This window comes from Mycobacterium sp. JS623, from assembly GCF_000328565.1.
Lineage (GTDB): Bacteria > Actinomycetota > Actinomycetes > Mycobacteriales > Mycobacteriaceae > Mycobacterium.
The window spans coordinates 4,522,816-4,540,428 of the sequence record NC_019966.1 but is presented as its reverse complement, the minus strand read 5'-3'; the positions used below and the strand labels follow the sequence as shown (position 1 = coordinate 4,540,428).

The window sequence follows — 17,613 nt, the reverse complement described above, 5'->3', positions numbered from 1 at the left end:
CGAAATTAGGTGCTTAGTCCGCATCTGCGGATAAGATGCCGCGGTGGCATCTATTCGTGTGCGTGAGGCGGCCGAGCTGCTGGGCGTCAGCGACGACACCGTCCGGCGCTGGATCGATGACGGGAGCCTGGCGGCGACGCTCGACGATTCGGGCCGCAAAGTCATCGCTGGCGACGTGCTGGCCGAGTTCGCGAGCGCGAACGCCGCTGCCGCACCGAAGGATCCGCTGAGCATCGCCAGCTCGGCTCGCAATCGCTTCGCCGGGCTGGTCACCAAGGTGGTCACCGACAAGGTGATGGCACAGGTCGAAATGCAATGCGGACCTTTCACTGTCGTCTCGCTGATGAGTACGGACGCGGTGCGTGAACTCGGGCTGGCGCCGGGCAGCGTCGCCGTCGCTGTCGTCAAGGCCACCACCGTGATCGTCGAAACCTCTGGAGGGCAGTCGTGAAACGACTCCTGATCGCCGCGCTGACGCTACTTCTGATCAGCGGGTGCGGCTCGACCGAGCAGCCCGCGGCCTCGAATACGAAGATCATCGTGTTCGCCGCTGCGTCGCTGAAGAAGACCTTCACCGACATCGGCGAGCAGTTCAAGACCGAAAACCCAGGCAGCTCAGTCGAATTCTCATTCGCCGGCTCGTCGGATCTGGTCACCCAGCTGACCCAAGGTGCGCAGGCGGACGTGTTCGCGTCGGCCGACACGAAGAACATGGACAAGGCCGCACAGGCCGGGCTGCTGGCCGGTGACCCGGTGAACTTCGCGTCCAATACGCTCACCATCGCCGTCGCACCCGGCAACCCGAAGAAGATCGCCTCGTTCAAAGACCTGACGCAGCAAGAACTCAACGTCGTCACATGCGCCGCGCAGGTGCCGTGCGGCTCCGCCACCCAGAAAGTGGAACAGGCCACCGGCATCAAGCTGAACCCCGTCAGCGAGGAATCGGCCGTCACTGACGTGCTCAACAAGGTGGAAACGGGACAGGCCGACGCCGGACTGGTCTACGTCACCGACGCCAAAGGCGCAGAAGGCAAGGTGACCTCGGTGACGTTCCCCGAGGCCGCAGGCGCCGTCAACACATATCCGATCGCGGTGCTGAAGGAATCCAAGAGCCAGGAATTGGCGCGCAAGTTCGTCGACCTGGTCACCGGCGAGAGGGGCCAAAAGGTCCTCACCGCAGCGGGATTCGCCAAGCCTTAAATCATGTCCCTTTCGGTGAGCCATCGCATGATCGGCCAGCCGATGAACACCGGCAGCCAGCACGTCAACACCCGGTAGAGCAGGACCGACGGCACCGCGATTGCAGTGGGCACGCTAAACGCCGCAAGACCGCCGATCAAGGCCGCCTCGACCGCGCCAACGCCGCCGGGGGTTGGGGCCGCCGACGCGAGGGTGCCGCCGATCATTGTCACCACCGTCACGGTGACGAACGATGTGGTGCCGCCGAACGCTTCGATGCTGGCCCACAATGTCAGCGCCATACCGAGAGTCGTTGCAGCGCAACCCAAAACAATGAGCGCAAGGCGCTTGGGTTCGCGGGCCAGCGCGGCGAGATCGGTGAGTACTTCTTTGAGTCGTGGCCGAACCGCCGTCGCCAACCAGCGCCGCAGCTTGGGCACGAACAGAAAGGCGCCGACGAGGCCGAGCAGCACGCCGGCGATCAGGTACAACACCGTGGTGGATGGGACGAAATGCCTCAAATCGGCCGAGGCTCCCGCAACGGCGCTGAAGAAGATCAGCAGCGTGACGTGGGTGATCACCTGCACGCTTTGTTGCAACGCCACGGCTGCGGTCGCACGAAGGGCGCCGAGACCACCTTTCTGCAGGAACCGGGTGGATAGCGCCAGGCCGCCGACACCCGCGGGCGTTGTTGTCGCTGCAAACGTGTTCGCCACCTGCATGATAGCCAAGTTCTTGAAGCTGACCAGCCCGTCGGCACAGGCCCACAATGCCGCTGCTGCACCGATATACGTCAGCGCCGACACCACAAGACCGAGCAGCGCCCACCACCAGTTCGCCGTTTTCAGCGCGGAGAAAAACGCGGGCACCGTGCTGATAAAGGGGTAGGCGACGTACACCAGCGCGACGAGCAGAACCAGTCGGATGACCTGGCTGCGGGTAAACCGGGTGATGGTTTCGGACTTGATTTGATCGGCGCCCGTCTGCCGCTTCACCTCGTCCCGAGCCGACGACATCGCCGCGCTTACATCCGCTACCGACTTGCGAATTCGTTTTGGCATGGCGGACTTGGTAAGTCGTCGCGATGCCCGCAGCACTGCGTCCTTACCGAAAACGTCGACGGCCGCGGCGACCGCGGCTTCAGCACCGTACAAGTCGGTGGTCGTCACGAGCAGTTGGGCAACATCGGCCTGTAGCTGTTCGTCCGTCGCACCGTATTCGGCACTGCCGAAGCCGCCGAAGCGCGCGACCCCGTCGTCGATGGTGATTTCCTTGCCGCGAAGGTCGCCGTGCGAGATCTGGGATTCGTGCAGGGCGCCAAGCGATTCCCACACGCGGCCGACGGCGCCAGCGTCGTCGCGGCAGTCGCTGATCTTCGTGCCGGATGGCGGGGTGTGGGCATACAGAGTCCAGCCGCGATCGAGCGGGGCCATCGCCATCGTCGAGGTGTTCGCGATGCCGAGATCGCCGATCGCGATGGCCATCAGCGCGCGATGCTCGACGGCGCGCCGCATGGAGGGCTGCAGCGGCGCCGTCTCGCGGTTGCGCAGTCGCAGCCAACGCCAGAATTGGCGCATGAATCCGCCACTGCGCTGATTGGGGCCGTACATCTCCACGATGGCCACAGCTTCGGGATCGTGGGATTTGGCCGATAGCAGCAACGGGCCGCGTCCAGCTGGACGAACCACCGTCAGCGTCGAGGGTGCGAAGTCCCGCCGGGTCAGCGCGCGTACCGCGCCATCGAGCGGCACCTCGAGTGCGGGCGTCCCGACCACAAGCACCACCAGTGCGCCGACGAACCAACCGACCGCGAGACCGAGCAGTGAGCGGGCGGGTACCACCGCGCTGACGACGAGATGGATCGGCACGAACGCAAGCAGCAGCGCCCACCACCACCGCCGCCAGCGCGCGGGCAGCCATGGCCCGGAGACGGTCAGCACGGCGGCCAGCATCGCGATCCACCGCGGGTCGTCGAGGAACTGCGAAAGCAGCGTGTCCAACCGGTCCGACAAGTCGAAATGCCAACGCGGCGCGGCGATGCCGTTGCCCGTGATCGACAGCGAAATGAAGGCGAGGAACGCCGCCGCGGCGTATGCGCCGAGCAGCATCCACTGCCGCGACAGGATCAAGCCGATCAGGATCGCGAACGGAAGCGCCAGGATCGCGAGGCCGTAGACCAGGTACACCAGGTTCGATTGGGTGGGTGTGAGCACCCCGACGATCTCGGAGATGGACTTCTCGAGTGCGACCCACTCGTAGCGGGTGATAAGCGAGCTCGTGATGACGGCCGCGAGAAACACGGCCGCGAGGACCAGGCGCAGGATGTCGTTGGTCCGCCGGGTCAGCGGTTGCAGCAGGCTGCCCGAAACGGTGATGTCCCGCCCGTCGACCCGCATGGTTCCAGCATTTTCGCACGTCGCCGCGCGTGTAGGTGTTAACGCGCGTCGGCCGATACCAGCTGGGGCAGCGGACGGCCGGCGGTTTCACGCATGGTGAGCACCGTGAGAAGCGAGATGACGGCTGCGGCGATCACGTAGTAAGCCGGTGCGATGTCGTTGCCGGTATGAGCCACAAGCCAGGTGGCGACGTATGGCGCCGTACCGCCGAACACCGCTACCGAAAGGTTGTATCCGATGGAGTAGCCGCTGGACCGGACGCGCGTGGCGAACAGTTCGGCACCTGCTGCCAACGACGCAGAGACGAACACCGACTCGATCGCCGAAAGACCGGCGTGGGCGGCGATGGCTGCCGGCAATGAGCGCGTATTCAAGAGCAGGAACAGGGGATACGCCAGCACCGCGAAGCCGACCGCCCCCGAGATGAGCAAGGGTTTGCGACCAACGCGATCGGAGAGCGCCCCAAGGGCCGGGATCAGCACGATCGCCACCAGGCTGGCGACAGCGATGGATATGAACGCATCAACCTTGGTGAAACCCAGGGTCTTAGTGAAATAGCTTGGTAGGAAAGTGAATACGACATAGAACCCGACGTTGTGGATGACCACGAGGCCGGCAATCTGCAGGATCGGTCGCCACGACGAGGTAATCGCCTCTTTCAGCGGCGAATCCGACACCTCGCCCTTTTCGCGCAACTCTTCGAAATCTGGTGTGTCGGCGAGCCGCAACCTGATGTACAGGCCGACTACACCGAGGACGCCGGCGATGAGGAACGGTATCCGCCAGCCGTACTGGTTCATGGCGGTGTCATCGAGCACCGCTTCGAGGCCGGTCACGGTGAGCGCTCCCAACAGAAAGCCGACGATCACCGACCACACCAGGAACGAGACCACGAAGCCGCGACGTTTGTCGGACGCGTACTCCGCCAGGAAGCAGGCCCCGCTGCCGTATTCACCCCCCGCCGAAAAGCCTTGCACACAACGCAGCAACAGCAGCAACAGCGGCGCAGCCACCCCGATCACGGCATAGCTCGGAACGAGGCCGATCACAAATGTCGAACCCGACATCAGCAGGATGACAAGCGCAAGCACGCGCTGGCGCCCGATCCGGTCACCCAATGGGCCGAAAAAGAATCCGCCGAGTGGGCGCATGAAGAATGCGGCCGCGAATATGGCGAATGTGTTGAGCAGCGCCGTCGTCTCGTTGCCGGGCGGGAAGAACTTCTGCGCGATATAGGTGGCCAAGAAGCCGTAGACGGCGAAGTCGTACCACTCGACTAAGTTGCCGATGGAGGCGCCGCGTACCGCTCTCCGCACGGAATCTGGCTCCGGCTGGGCGGGACCGCCCTCACCTGCGAAGACATCCGACGACATACCCCTGCATTCCCGTTTGGGGGGCGTACGTAACGCGGTTATACGGGCGCGGAGATCTGCGTCAGCTCAGAGCGGCCGCGCAGCATCTCCGAGCCCTCAAGCTTCCAGCAGCGGCGCTCTGCCTCGTCGGCGCGGTCGATCGCGGCGCTGGAACACAGCACCCGGCTCTCGAATTCCTTGGCCCGGTCGGCGAGTCGCGCAGCCTCATTGACCGCGTCGCCGACGACCGTGTATTCGTAGCGGTTTTCCGCGCCGATGTTGCCCGCAAAGACCGGCCCGGCGGACACGCCGATGCCGAAGTCGACGAGAAGCAGTCGCAATTGTTCGGCCAGTGCCCGCGCAGTCGCCAAGGCGGCCGTCGCCGGATCGTCGATGTGCAGCGGTGCGCCGAACACCGCCAGCGCCGCATCGCCCTGGAACTTGTTGATCAAGCCTTCGCGTTTGTCGACTTCGGCGACCACGATTCGGAAGAAGTCGTTGAGCACCGCGGCTACTTGATGTGGTTCATGCGTCGCCGCGAATTGTGTTGAACCGACGAGATCGATGAACAGGATCGCGACGTCGCGCTCGTCTTCCGATACCGACTCGTGTTCCTCGATCGCGCGACGGACCACTTCTTCACCGACATGCCGGCCGAACAGATCCCGCAGCCGGTCGCGCTCCTGCAGACCCGCCACCATGCGGTTGAACCCGCTCTGTAGTTGACCGAGTTCGGACCGTTCATACACCTCGATTTTGTTGCCAAGGTGACCGCGCTCGACCTCCGCCATGGCGTCGACGACGTCGTGTATCGGATCCGAAATCGACGATGCGACCAGAATCATCGCGCGCATGCCCAGCACCACGGCGACCGATGCGAGGACCAACACCGGCACCTCAATTGGCGCGTCGCGCTGAATGATCCAGCCATTGGCCCGCAACATCACCAGCACGACTATCCCGGCACCTGGAAGTGCCGAACACATCGTCCACATCAATATCAAACGGGCACGTACGCCAGGCGCTCGCTCCGCATGCTCCAAATCCCATGTGGCGGCAACCATCAACGCGCGCAGAGCGCGCTGGGTGAACAGGAATCCAGTGCACACCGTCGCGGTGGACCCGAACATGATTGCGGAAACAATCAGGATCAGCACACGTAGGCCTGCCGAGAAGTTCAGGGGAACCATCACAGCGGCTGCGAGGGCCCACGGTGCCAACAGAATCGCGGACTGTCGCCTGGTGATGTTGGCCGTCTTTTGGGGATTCGCAGCGCGGCCGAGGGCGCGAGCTACCAACGCCGCGCCGCTCAGCCCGACCGAGAGAGTTCCGACGACGATGATCGCGGCGGTCGCGACCAGATTCGTGACGTTCAGGACGGATTGCGCCTCGAGGACCGTTTCACGGCTGACCGAAATAACGATCGCGACGACCTCAGCGGCCGAGAGCAGGTAGGCGAACGCAAGGCCTGCCGCGTATCGAACCAGCAGGCTAGGCGGCCTCATCGGCCCATAGTGTCAGTCGCTGGCAGGCAGCGGCTTGGCTTCCTTCAGATTCAGTGCGGTCGTGCCGATGCTGAGCGTGCCCGCACCGGCCTTGGTGACGAGGACCTCGGCGCCGTTCTCATCGACATAGCGCTTGCCCATCACGTTGCCCCCGGCGAAATCCGGGTCCATGGTCAATTCGGACGACCTCGCTGACTCTTTTTGGCTGTCCAGTGCCACCATCGGAACCCCGCCTGCCCGCAAGTCGTCGAGGCTGTCGGCGCTACGCACCACGATGACTTGCGTGTCGCAGACCTGACTCTGCAGCCGCGTGCCGTTCTTAATCATGTTCGACTCCTTGCGTATTCGTCGACTAGTTCACGGCGCAGCACCTTGCCGGTCGCGTTCGTCGGCAGTTCGTCACGGAACACCACCCGATCGGGCGTGCGTGATCCGCGCAGATGCGCTCGCACATGCTCGCGCAGTTCGTCTGGGTCGGGTGTGGCCCCGTCGGCGGGCACCACCACCGCGACGATGATCTGGCCCCATTCGGGATCCTCGGGCCCGACGACCGCACAGTCGCGCACCGCGGGGTGCTCGACGAGCACATCCTCGATTTCGGCGGGGGCAATGTTCTCCCCGCCACGGATGATGGTGTCGTCAGACCGGCCACCGATGAACAGGTAGCCGCCTTCGTCAAGCATGGCAACGTCTTTGGTGGGAAACCAGCCGTCGGCATCGAGCACAGACCCGATGTCGGTGTAGCGCCCCGACACCTGTTCGCCGCGCACAAACAGCTCACCGGTCTCGCCTGGCCCCAGCACGCTGCCGTCGTCGCCGCGGATCTGCACCTCGATGCTGGGCACCGGTTGTCCGACCGACCCCAGCCGCCGAGCAACCGCTTCGTCGGTGGCGGCCAGTGCCGCGCGGTGGTCGTCGGGGGTGAGCACCGCAATCGTCGAACTGGTCTCGGTGAGGCCGTATGCGTTGACGAAACCCACGTCGGGCAACAGGCCAAGAGCCCTGCGTATCAAGGGAAGTGCGACTTTGGAGCCGCCGTACGCCAGGTTGCGCAGGGTGGGCAGCCCAACGGGCTCGGCTTCCAGTACCGACACGATGCGATCGAGCATCGTCGGCACGACAGTCGCGCTCGTGACACCTTCGTCGCGCACCAGGCGGGTCCACTCATGTGCGTCGAACTGCCGGAGGTACACCATCTTTCGGCCCGCGTACAGATTGGACAGCGCCGCGCTGACACCGGCGATGTGATACGGCGGCACGCAGATCAGCGCGGCGTCGGCCGGATCCGCGGAATCGAACTCGACGGTGCCGGTGACGTAGCTGGTCAGGTTGTTGTGTGTCAGCTCAACGGCTTTGGGCTTGGACGTGGTGCCCGACGTGAAGAGCACCACCCCGACGCTATCCGGGTCGGGGAACTCGGCCGCAGACTCGGCGGTGCGGGCAGCGTCGATGAATTCGTCGGAGGAGATGACCTGCTTGCCAGCGCCCGCGACGACACCGCGGTACTCGTCGTCTGCGATCACCAGCGGCGTGGGCAGTCGGTCGATCAGCTGCCGCAGGCCGTCCTCGCTCAGCCGGTAGTTCAGCGGTGTGAACGCGACCCCCGCGCGTGCGGACGAGAACAGCAGGAGCGGCAGCTTGGCGCCGCCGGTACCGACGTATGCCGCGTGCTGGGCGCCCGACGCGGCGATGACGCCGGCGCCACCGTCGGCGAGGTCGCTCAGTTCGCTTGTGGTCAGCCGGATCTCACCCGACACCACCGCGGTGCGGTCCGGATTCGACGACGCCGCCATTTCCAGCAGCAACGAAATACTCATGACTTATCGATGAAGATATCAAGGATGGGATCGTCGCCGCCGCCGTAACTGGACAGGTCGGTGACTCCGGCTTCGGCCAGCACGGCAGAGTCGATGAAGCATTTGCCGTTCACCTCCGCCCCCGCGCGCGACAGGATCTCGACCGCGGCATCGCCCATGATCTGCGGGCTGCGGGACCGCGACATCAGCTGGCCGTCGAGGTTCGCGACCGCCGACGTCGCAATGTACGTCTCGGGCCACAGGCAGGAAAACCCGATACCGGCGTCGGCATACTCGGCCGCCCAGCCCAGCGACAGCAACGTCATCCCGTACTTCGACAGCGTGTAGGTCGGGTGCGCGCCGAGCCAGTGCGGGTTCATGTTCATCGGCGGCGCAAGCGTCACGACGTGGGCGTTAGCCGACTTTCGCAGGTGCGGTAGCGCCGCCTTCGTCAACAGGAACGTGCCGCGGATATTGATGTCCATCATGAGGTCGAACTTCTTGGCGGACAGTTCGTCTGTCGGTTCGGTGGCGATGGCACTCGCATTGTTGATCACGATGTCGACTCCGCCGAAGCGCTCGACCGCGAGATCGACGGCACGCTGCACGTCTTCTTCCTTGCGCACGTCGCCTACCACCGCCACACCCTTGCCTCCCGCGGCTTCGACGTCGGCGACCGCGGTGTGCACGGTGCCTGGCAGCCTGGGATGGGGCTCGGCTGTCTTGGCCAGCAGCACAACGTTGGCACCCTGTTTTGCTGCGCCCAGGGCGATTGCCAGTCCGATGCCGCGACTGCCGCCCGAGACGACGAGCGTGCGGTCAGTGAACGTGGACATGGGCCTCCTCGGGTGCCTTACCGGGATGCTACCCGATTGGAATTGGCATTCTCATTCTAGGCAAGTCGCATAATCGCTGTGTACCGGCCCTTCAGTCGGCGAAACCGGCATACCGCGCCCCACGCTCCGTGCATGTTTCCACGGAGCGGTATTGGCATTCTCATTTTCTGCAAGTACGTTATCCATTGATGAGCGAGCCTGTACAGACCCCTTCTGGCATCCCGCTCGAGCCCGTCTACGGACCGGCCGACCGGGAGGCTGATCCGCCTGCGCCGGGTACCTATCCCTTCACGCGCGGCAACTTCGCGAGCGGGTACCGCGGCAAGACATGGACGTTCCGGCAGTATTCGGGCTTCGGCACGGCCGAGGAATCCAACCGTCGCTACCGTTACCTGCTGGACCAGGGCGGGACCGGGCTGTCTGTGGCCCTGGATCTGCCCACGCAGTGCGGGTACGACTCCGACGACCCCGAGTATGGGGAGGAAGTCGGTCGGGTCGGGGTCGCGGTCGACACGCTGGCGGACGCCGAGATCCTGTTCGATGGCATCCCGCTGGAGGCGATCAGCACCAGCTTCACGATCAACGGCACCGCCGCGATCCTGCTGGCGTTCTACGTGGCGGCCGCAGAGCGCAAGGGTGTGCCGCGGGCCAAGCTGACCGGCACCATCCAGAACGACATCCTCAAGGAGTACGCCTCGCGCGGCACCTGGATCTGGCCGCCGGAGCCGTCGCTGCGGCTGATCGCCGACACCATCGAGTTCTGCGCGGCCGAGGTGCCGAAGTTCAACGCGATCTCGGTGGCCGGTGCGCATTTCCGCGACGCCGGTGCGAACGCGGTGCAGGAGATGGCGTTCACGCTCGCCGATGGCGTGACCTATTGCGACACGGTGGTCGAGCGCGGCCGGATGACCATCGACCAGTTCGCGCCGCAGATCTCGTTCTTCTTCTACACCCATGGCGATTTCTTTGAGGAGATCGCCAAGTACCGGGCGGGCCGGCGGCGGTGGGCCACGATCGTGCGTGAGCGTTATGGCGCGACAACGGATAAGGCTTCGATGTTCCGGTTCGGTTGTGTCGCCGGGGGCGCGTCGTTGTATGCGCCGCAAGCCCAGAACAACCTCGTACGCGTGGCATATGAGGCGATGGCCGCGGTGCTCGGCGGGGTGCAGTCAATGTTCACGGCAGCGTGGGACGAGCCGTTCGCGCTGCCCAGCGAGGAGTCGGCGACGCTGGCGCTGCGCACGCAACAGATCCTGGCCTATGAGACCGGCGTGACGAAAGTGGCTGACCCGCTTGGCGGCTCGTACTTCGTCGAAGCGCTCACCGATGCCACTGAGGCCAAGATCATCGAGATCATGCACGACCTCGAGACACACGGCGGCATGGTCCGGGCCATCGAAGACGGTTATCTGCAGGGCCTCATCGCGGACGAGGCGTTCAAGATCCATCAGGAGATCGAATCCGGTGAGCACCCGGTCGTCGGCGTCAACAAGTTCGTCTCCGACGAGCCACCGCCCGAAATCGCAACCTATGAATTGGATGCCGAGGGCCGTGATCTCCAACTGAAGCGACTGTCCAAGGTCAAGGCGGAGCGTGACCCAGTGGCGGTCAAGGATGCTCTTGCTGCCCTGTCCCGTGCTGCGGAAGGCGATGACAACCTGATGCACAAGCTGATCGACTGCGCAGGAGCTTATTGCACCGTCGGCGAAATGGTCTCCGCGCTCAAGGCAGTGTGGGGCGAGTTCCAGCAACCGGTGGTGTTCTAGTGAACAGGTTGCGCCGCGAAGAGCGCTTGCGCGAACAGCTATCGATGAACAAGCGAGGACTCTGATGGCAGCGCGCGTTCTGGTCGCAAAGCCGGGCCTGGACGGCCATGACCGCGGGGCGAAGATCGTCGCCCGCACACTGCGCGACGCCGGCTTCGAGGTCATCTATACCGGCATCCGGCAACGCATCGAGGACATCGTATCCATTGCGCTGCAGGAAGATGTTGCGCTGGTTGGCCTTTCGATCCTGTCCGGCGCGCACGTGGCGTTGACGACCCGCACCGTCGACGCGCTCAAGGCGGCCGACGCGGGTGACATCGCCGTCGTAGTCGGCGGCACCATCCCGCAGGGAGACGTTCCGAAGTTGCTGGACGCCGGTGCCGCTGCCGTGTTCCCGACGGGCACGCCATTGGACGTGCTTGTCCAAGAGGTGCGAAAGCTGACATCGGAAAGGGTGACGGACTGATGGGCGGGCGAAGCAGGGGCGGGAGAATAATATGCGCCTTGGCGTGATGATCGGGGCCGAGCGCGGCGACATGATTCGCAAGGTCAAGAAGCTGCTCGATGACATCGAGTGGGCGGAGTCCGCCGGGCTGGATACCGCGTGGATGCCACAGGTGCCCAACGACTTCGACTGCCTCACCATGGTTTCGCTGATGGGCGCCCGCACGTCGCGCATCGAGCTGGGTACAGCGGTGGTGCCGCTGCAGGCTCAGCATCCGATCGCGTTGGCGCGTCAGGCGCTGTCGGTGCATGCCGGCACGGGTGGACGGCTGGCGCTGGGGGTGGGGCCGTCACACCACTGGATCGTGCGCGACATGCTCGGCATCCCCTACGAGAAGCCCGCGGCCTACACGCGCGACTATCTCGAGGTGCTCAACCAGGCGGTGGCCGGACCGGGTGACGTCGACGTGGAGAATGACACCTTCACCGTTCACAATCCGACTGTGCTGGGCGCCGAGACACCAATGCCGGTGCTGGTCGCGGCGCTCGGACCGGTAATGCTGCAGATTGCCGGTGAACTCGCCGACGGGACCGTGCTGTGGATGGCCGACGAACGGGCGATCGGAGATCACATCGCGCCGCGGATCACCAAGGCCGCCGACAATGCGGGACGTCCGGCGCCGCGGATCGTCGCGGGTATCCCGGTGTGCCTGTGCGCCAACTCCGAGATCGACGCGGCGAAGGAGCGGGCCAATCGGATTCTGGCTGAGGCGGAGACGTCGCCGAATTACCAGAAGCTGCTCGATCGCGGCGATGCCCGCGATGTCGGTGACCTGACCGCCGCCGGTGATGAGGAAGCGATTCTCGCGCGATTCCGACAATTCGCCGATGCGGGCGTCACCGACCTGTCCGTTCGGTTGCTGCCGATCGGCGACAACCGAGATGAGCTGATTGCCTCCAAATACCGTACTCGCGAAGTCATTTCGCAGCTAGCCGCTGAAGTGCGATGAGCGCTTGCGCGAAGAGCCGAGGGCGCAGATGAGCGCTTGCGCGAAGAGGCGAGGGCGCAGATGAGCGCTTGCGCGAAGAGCCGAGGGCGCAGATGAGCGCTTGCGCGAAGAGCCGAGGGCGCAGATGAGCCAAGGGCCGCTTTCAGGCATCCGCATTCTCGAGGTCGGTGTCATGCTGGCTGGCCCATACGCGACGATGTTGCTGGCCGATCTCGGCGCCGAGGTCATCAAGATCGAGCCGCCGGGCGGCGAGATCTCCCGGCAGGTCAGCGACAGCTATTTCGCGAGCCTGAACCGCAACAAGCAGAGCGTCTGCCTGGATCTGCGGTCGGAGCAGGGGCGACAGCGGCTCGGGGAGCTGGTCGCGAATTCGCATGCACTGCTGGTGAATATGAAGCCGTCGGCGATCAAGCGGCTCGGGCTCACCTACGAAGCATTGCGGGGCTTCAACGAGCGAATTGTCTGCGTAGCGATGACCGGCTTTGGGTTGGAGGGCGGCGACGACCCGGCGTTCGACTACGTCATCCAGGCGGCCACGGGCGTCGCCGCGATGACCGGCGACCCGGATGGTCCACCGACGTTGCCGGGCTACTCGTCGGCCGACAACTCAACGGGTTTGGCGGCGGCGCTGGGATTGCTCGCTCAAATCGTCTCGGGGCGCGGCGGGCAGGTGGACGTGTGTCTGCGTGACGTGATGCTGTCGCAGCTGAACTATCGAGCGTCGGCCTACCTCAACGACGGCGTGGCGCCGCAGCGTTACCCCTTCGGCGCGCACTCGTATTACGTTCCGGCGCAGCTGTTCTCGACGGCCAATGGGTACCTGGCGCTGTTCATTACGCACGATACATTTTGGAAGGCATTCGCCGGCGAGGCGAAGATCGACGGATTCCCGACGATGGCCGAGCGTGCTGCGAAGCGCGATGAGGTGCTGTACGTCGTCGCCGCTGCGCTGGCCACCGACACTGCGCTCGGTTGGGAGTCGCGACTGCGCCCGCTCGGCATTCCGGCCGCAGCGGTGCGCACGCTGCCTGAGGCATTGGAGGCAACCCCCGAGGCGCTTGTCACGGCAGGGGATTTCAGGTTGATCGGCAGCCCGATCCGCATTGCGGGTTACGAGCCGGACTTCCGTCCGCCGCCATCGCTTCACGAACACGGCGACGTCGACTCTTAGTCTTCGTAGTGCACTGTTACCGACGGGGTATCCGGAATCGCCTGACACGTAAGCACATAGCCATCCTCGACCTCGTCGGGCTCCAGCGCATCGTTGACCTTCATCGTCGCGCTTCCCTGAGACAGCCGTGCCATGCACGTACCGCAGTTGCCCGCTTCGCATGAGAACGGCGGTGACACTCCTGCGCGCCGAGCGCTTTCGAGCAGCGTTTCACCCGGCACCCGCGGCACCTCGGCCTTCTTTCGGTCAATGTGAATCGTGATGGTGCCGCCGGTGTTCTCGGCCTTTTCGGGCGCGGCGACGGACTCGTGGGTCTGCGGTGTGGCGTCGAAGTCTTCGATGAACACCCTTCCTGGGCCGGGTAATGCCGCCGTTACCACAGCCATGAAACCCTCAGGGCCGCAGACATAGCAGTCCGCGTCGGTGTCGGCGCCGACGAAGTCGACAATCGCGGCGGGATCGATCAGTCCGTTCTCGGCGTCGATGTGCCGGACGACCGACAGCCGCCCCGGGTAGCGCGTGACGAGGTCATCGAGCACCGCGTCGAAGATCACCGACGGCCGGTCCTTGTCAGCGCATAGCAGTCGCACCGAGCGATCAGTGGTGGCCAGCGCGCTCTTGACAAGCGACAGGATCGGCGTGACGCCGCTTCCGCCGCTGAAGCCCAGTAGGGGACCGGTGGTCATGGTCAGGCAGAAGGTGCCCGCTGCCCGTGTGATCGTGACCTCGTCGCCCTCGACGAGATTGTCGAGTATCCAGTTCGACACCTTGCCGCCCGGGACCCGCTTGACTGTCGTCGCGATCTCCGAATCCGTCTCGGGTGCGCTCGACATCGAGTAGGACCGATAGAGGTCCTCGCCGTCGACGCGCACCTTGAACGTGCAGAACTGTCCGGCCTTGTAGGGGAACGGCGTTTCATCGGGGGCCAGCACGTAGGTCCTCGCGTCGGCGGTCTCCTTGATGATCCGAGACACGGTCGCACGGTGGAACAAGTGCGGCTTGGGCATGGTCCCCCTGTCGTGTGGCATTGTGATTCTGATATTAAGAGAATACCATTCTCATCGATATCGGAAACCTTCTCAAACGGCGGAAAGGAGCGGGCGCGACGTGAGTGAGCGGCCGGCGCTCGCCTTTGAGCAGCGGGAATACACCCTCCCGCAGCTCGACGCCCTCGCCAACGGGATGGCCACGGTGCTCGAACATCGTGGGGTGCGGTCCGGCCACCGGGTGGCGCTGATGTCGTCGAACCGGCCGGAGTTCGTGATCGCCTTACGGGCCATCTGGCGGCTCGGCGCGGCGGCGGTGCTGCTGAGCCCGGCATGGAAGCGAACCGAGGTCTCCAACGCGCTTGCGCTGACGGCGCCGTCGCACGCGGTCGGCGACCATCCGGTGCTCGCCGAACTGATGCCGATGGTGTCGCTCGACGAGGCGATCACCCCGGGTCAACGGATGTTCGAAGCGCCGGCTCCGCAGAGCGACGCGCTGTTCGTGTTCAGCTCGGGCACGACGGGCATGCCCAAGGCGGTGCGACACACCCACGGCTCGTTCGCCGTCGCGGTGCGGCATTGGCGAGACGCATTGGGTCTGTCGTCGGCCGATCGCATGCAGATCATGACGCCGCCGTCGCACATTCTCGGCTTGCTGAACATAGTGATGGCGCTCGACAGCGGCGCATGGATCCGACTGCACCGTCGCTTCGACATCGATCTGATGTTGCATCATGTCGCCGTCGACCGGATCACCATCGAGATGGCTGTTGCACCAATCGCTTTGGCGCTGGCTGCACATCCTCGACTTGAGGCTTTCGACCTGTCGTCGCTCCGCTACATCATGTGGTGCGCGACGCCCGTAACGCAGAGCGTGGCCGACCGTGTCACCGGTAGGACCGGCGTGAATTGGGTGACCGCATACGGCACCAGCGAATTGCCGGTCATCGCATGCAACGAGATCGAGGGCGCGCGGCTCGACACCGTCGGCCGGCCGGCGCCCGGGGTTAGTCTGCGCATCGTGTCGCTTGATGACGGCGAGGAGCTTTCGCCTGGTGCGGTCGGTGAGATCCAGGTGCGTTCGGATTCAGTGATGGCCGGATATCTGCCGAATGAGGCGACAGCGGAGGCATTTTCGGATGGCTGGTATCGCACCGGCGATGTCGGATACCTCGACGTAGATGGGTGGCTGCGGATCACCGACCGCGCGAAGGAAATGATCAAGGTGCGGGGTTTTCAGGTGGCACCCGCCGAGATCGAGGCGGTGCTGCACGGGCATGCGGCCGTCGAAGACTGTGCGGTGTTCGGAGTGCCCGACGCGGCGAACGGAGAGGCCGTTGTCGCCGCTGTCAAGAAAAGTCGACCGGTCGAGGCCGAGGAGCTGATCGCGTTTGTCGGGGACCGGCTGGCATCTTATAAACGACCTAACCGCGTGGCGTTCGTTGACGAAATACCGCGTCTGCCATCCGGAAAGGTATTGCGCCGAGTGTTGAAGGAGCACATTCTCGTCGCTGTCCCTCGGCCCAGTACTGTGCGGTACGCGCTGTGATGGATGAGCGGTTGTGGGGTCTCAGATTGCGATTCGGAATGGTCGTTCAACAAGCGCGTGGGGTTGTCGGTGGCCAGGGTTACGGTGCGCACATGGCTGTGTCGACTCGGCTGGTGGCGCGGCAATTGCCGGTGCGGGGGCCGATGAATCCGGGTAAGGCCGCGACGCTGTGGGCAATCGGGTCGGAGCTGGACCGGGTACGAGCTGCTATGTGGACTCGGTTCTCTGGTGCCAAGACCGCTCATCTGTCGAAGCGGCAGGTCCGGGACCGGTTGATGGCTGAGCACGCTCGGGATGACTTCGGTGTGCCACAACGGCTATGGCGCGCCACCGTGGAGGACACCGTTGACAAGATCCGCGCCTGGCAGCAAGCCGTGATCGCCACCGAGGTTCGCCCGAAAATCTATGCCCGCGCCTGCGACGACAACGACGAGCGCAACCGCTTGCTGATGCTGGCCAAGACCGGCCGCTGGTGTGAGGATGCGTGGCTTTCTCGGCAGTGTCGCAAGGCGTTCGCGAGCAAGAAACCGCGACCGCGGCGGTCGAGGCGGATCGTGGCTGACAATTGCTCGTACGACGTTCAGCGCGATACGCAGGGCCGAGTGTGGCTGGCCGTGATGACTCCCACCCGCGGCGATCGACTACGGCTGAATCTTGGCCCGCTGCCCGACGAGCTTGTGCCAACCTCGACGATCGAGATCAGTCCGGATGGTCGCGAGGGCTGGCAGGTCATAGCCGCCTACTCAGCTAAGGCGGTGTGCAGTAACCGTCCCCGACATAACAACCTGATTCCCATAGAAGGGATCGATGCCGGGGTTACTGAAGTATTTACCACTACGGACGGGCGTCGATTCGGTGCCGGGCAGTACCAGACCATCGCAAACCGAGCCGAACGCGACCGTGCAAGGGCGCGGGCGCGCAACAAACTGTGCGCGGTGCGCGACCGCCATCTGGCCCGCGCTCAGGCCGCCATCGGCGCGGGTGATAGCACCACCGCACGAGCGGCTACCGCGAAGGCTCGCCGAATCGAGCGCAACAACCTGGCCCGCAAGAAGCTTTCGGCGCAACGATCACACGACCGCGCGGTGACGAAAGACGTGGCGTATCAGGCGGTGCACGATCTGGTTGATGCAACCGCGCATATCGTTGCCGAAGACCTGACCGGGCTCCGCGGCAAGAGCAAGTTCGGTCGCACGGCGAGCCGGGTGTATGCGGCCTGGCAGCGTTCATTCTTGGCCGACGCTTTGGCGTCGGTTCCAAGCCGCAGAGGTTCTGCGGTGACATTGGTCAACCCGGCCTACACATCACAACAAGTACACCCGTGCGGGCACCTCGGTATCCGGCGCGGGAAGAACGTTCACTGTCAGACTGTGGGCTGCCCGCAGCAAGGGATCGTGTACGACACGGAGATCAATGCGGCCGGCAACATTCTGTCGCGGGCCACCGACCCTCAGATCAGCCGCTACACACCCAAAGATGAGGTGAAGCGGATCCTGACTGAGCGGGCCGGGACGGTGGAGAACTGCCCCACCACGACACAAGTCGCCGTCGGCAATGGCGGCGTGAACTGTGAGCGAAACACTTTACCTTCCAAGCCAATAGCGCTTAAGAAGTAAGGAGCAG

15 protein-coding genes are annotated in these 17,613 nt (G+C 64.5%); 8 read left to right on the top strand and 7 right to left on the bottom strand.

The window, feature by feature from the left end:
- The first annotated feature begins 43 nt into the window (after window positions 1-43).
- Complete coding sequence (locus MYCSM_RS22180; RefSeq protein WP_015308412.1) at window positions 44-451, top strand: TOBE domain-containing protein; 408 nt, start codon at window positions 44-46, stop codon at window positions 449-451.
- Complete coding sequence (gene modA / locus MYCSM_RS22175; RefSeq protein WP_015308411.1) at window positions 448-1,200, top strand: molybdate ABC transporter substrate-binding protein; 753 nt, start codon at window positions 448-450, stop codon at window positions 1,198-1,200. The genes MYCSM_RS22180 and modA overlap by 4 nt, the downstream gene beginning before the upstream one ends.
- On the opposite strand, the gene MYCSM_RS22170 is transcribed toward modA, so the two are convergent.
- The 6 genes from MYCSM_RS22170 to MYCSM_RS22145 are packed head-to-tail and all read right to left on the bottom strand — an operon-like array spanning window position 1,197 to window position 9,064.
- A complete protein-coding gene (locus MYCSM_RS22170; protein WP_015308410.1) occupies window positions 1,197-3,575 on the bottom strand; it encodes a TIGR00374 family protein in 2,379 nt (792 codons plus the stop codon). The genes modA and MYCSM_RS22170 overlap by 4 nt on opposite strands.
- A 38-nt stretch (window positions 3,576-3,613) precedes the next feature.
- Window positions 3,614-4,948, bottom strand: coding sequence for an MFS transporter (locus MYCSM_RS22165; protein ID WP_015308409.1), 1,335 nt, complete (start codon window positions 4,946-4,948; stop codon window positions 3,614-3,616).
- Between the two features lie 38 nt (window positions 4,949-4,986).
- Complete coding sequence (locus MYCSM_RS22160) at window positions 4,987-6,432, bottom strand: adenylate/guanylate cyclase domain-containing protein (RefSeq protein ID WP_015308408.1); 1,446 nt, start codon at window positions 6,430-6,432, stop codon at window positions 4,987-4,989.
- Window positions 6,433-6,444: 12 nt separating this feature from the next.
- Window positions 6,445-6,759, bottom strand: coding sequence for a hypothetical protein (locus MYCSM_RS22155; protein ID WP_015308407.1), 315 nt, complete (start codon window positions 6,757-6,759; stop codon window positions 6,445-6,447).
- Window positions 6,756-8,249 carry a class I adenylate-forming enzyme family protein gene (locus MYCSM_RS22150; RefSeq protein WP_015308406.1) on the bottom strand — a complete coding sequence of 498 codons (1,494 nt, stop codon included), beginning with the start codon at window positions 8,247-8,249 and terminating at the stop codon, window positions 6,756-6,758. The genes MYCSM_RS22155 and MYCSM_RS22150 overlap by 4 nt, the downstream gene beginning before the upstream one ends.
- Window positions 8,246-9,064 carry an SDR family oxidoreductase gene (locus MYCSM_RS22145; RefSeq protein ID WP_015308405.1) on the bottom strand — a complete coding sequence of 273 codons (819 nt, stop codon included), beginning with the start codon at window positions 9,062-9,064 and terminating at the stop codon, window positions 8,246-8,248. Before MYCSM_RS22145 ends, MYCSM_RS22150 begins: the two co-directional genes overlap by 4 nt.
- A 188-nt stretch (window positions 9,065-9,252) precedes the next feature.
- Here MYCSM_RS22145 and MYCSM_RS22140 point away from each other — a divergent pair, with 188 nt between their 5' ends.
- From MYCSM_RS22140 to MYCSM_RS22125, 4 genes are all read left to right on the top strand, one after another.
- The gene (locus tag MYCSM_RS22140; RefSeq protein ID WP_015308404.1) at window positions 9,253-10,830 is read left to right on the top strand and encodes a methylmalonyl-CoA mutase family protein; all 1,578 of its coding nucleotides are present in this window, start codon (window positions 9,253-9,255) and stop codon (window positions 10,828-10,830) included.
- A 64-nt stretch (window positions 10,831-10,894) separates the two neighbouring features.
- Window positions 10,895-11,296, top strand: a complete 402-nt coding sequence (locus MYCSM_RS22135; protein ID WP_015308403.1) for a cobalamin B12-binding domain-containing protein — start codon at window positions 10,895-10,897, stop codon at window positions 11,294-11,296.
- Window positions 11,297-11,327: 31 nt separating this feature from the next.
- Window positions 11,328-12,284 carry an LLM class F420-dependent oxidoreductase gene (locus tag MYCSM_RS22130; protein ID WP_015308402.1) on the top strand — a complete coding sequence of 319 codons (957 nt, stop codon included), beginning with the start codon at window positions 11,328-11,330 and terminating at the stop codon, window positions 12,282-12,284.
- Between the two features lie 124 nt (window positions 12,285-12,408).
- Complete coding sequence (locus MYCSM_RS22125) at window positions 12,409-13,455, top strand: CaiB/BaiF CoA transferase family protein (RefSeq protein WP_015308401.1); 1,047 nt, start codon at window positions 12,409-12,411, stop codon at window positions 13,453-13,455.
- On the opposite strand, the gene MYCSM_RS22120 is transcribed toward MYCSM_RS22125, so the two are convergent.
- Entirely contained in the window at window positions 13,452-14,462 is a 1,011-nt protein-coding gene (locus MYCSM_RS22120) for a ferredoxin--NADP reductase (RefSeq protein ID WP_015308400.1), read from the bottom strand. The genes MYCSM_RS22125 and MYCSM_RS22120 overlap by 4 nt on opposite strands.
- Before the next feature lie 100 nt (window positions 14,463-14,562).
- Here MYCSM_RS22120 and MYCSM_RS22115 point away from each other — a divergent pair, with 100 nt between their 5' ends.
- Entirely contained in the window at window positions 14,563-15,990 is a 1,428-nt protein-coding gene (locus tag MYCSM_RS22115) for a class I adenylate-forming enzyme family protein (RefSeq protein WP_015308399.1), read from the top strand.
- Between the two features lie 92 nt (window positions 15,991-16,082).
- Window positions 16,083-17,606, top strand: coding sequence for a zinc ribbon domain-containing protein (locus tag MYCSM_RS22110; protein ID WP_157681377.1), 1,524 nt, complete (start codon window positions 16,083-16,085; stop codon window positions 17,604-17,606).
- The last annotated feature ends 7 nt before the right edge of the window (window positions 17,607-17,613 follow it).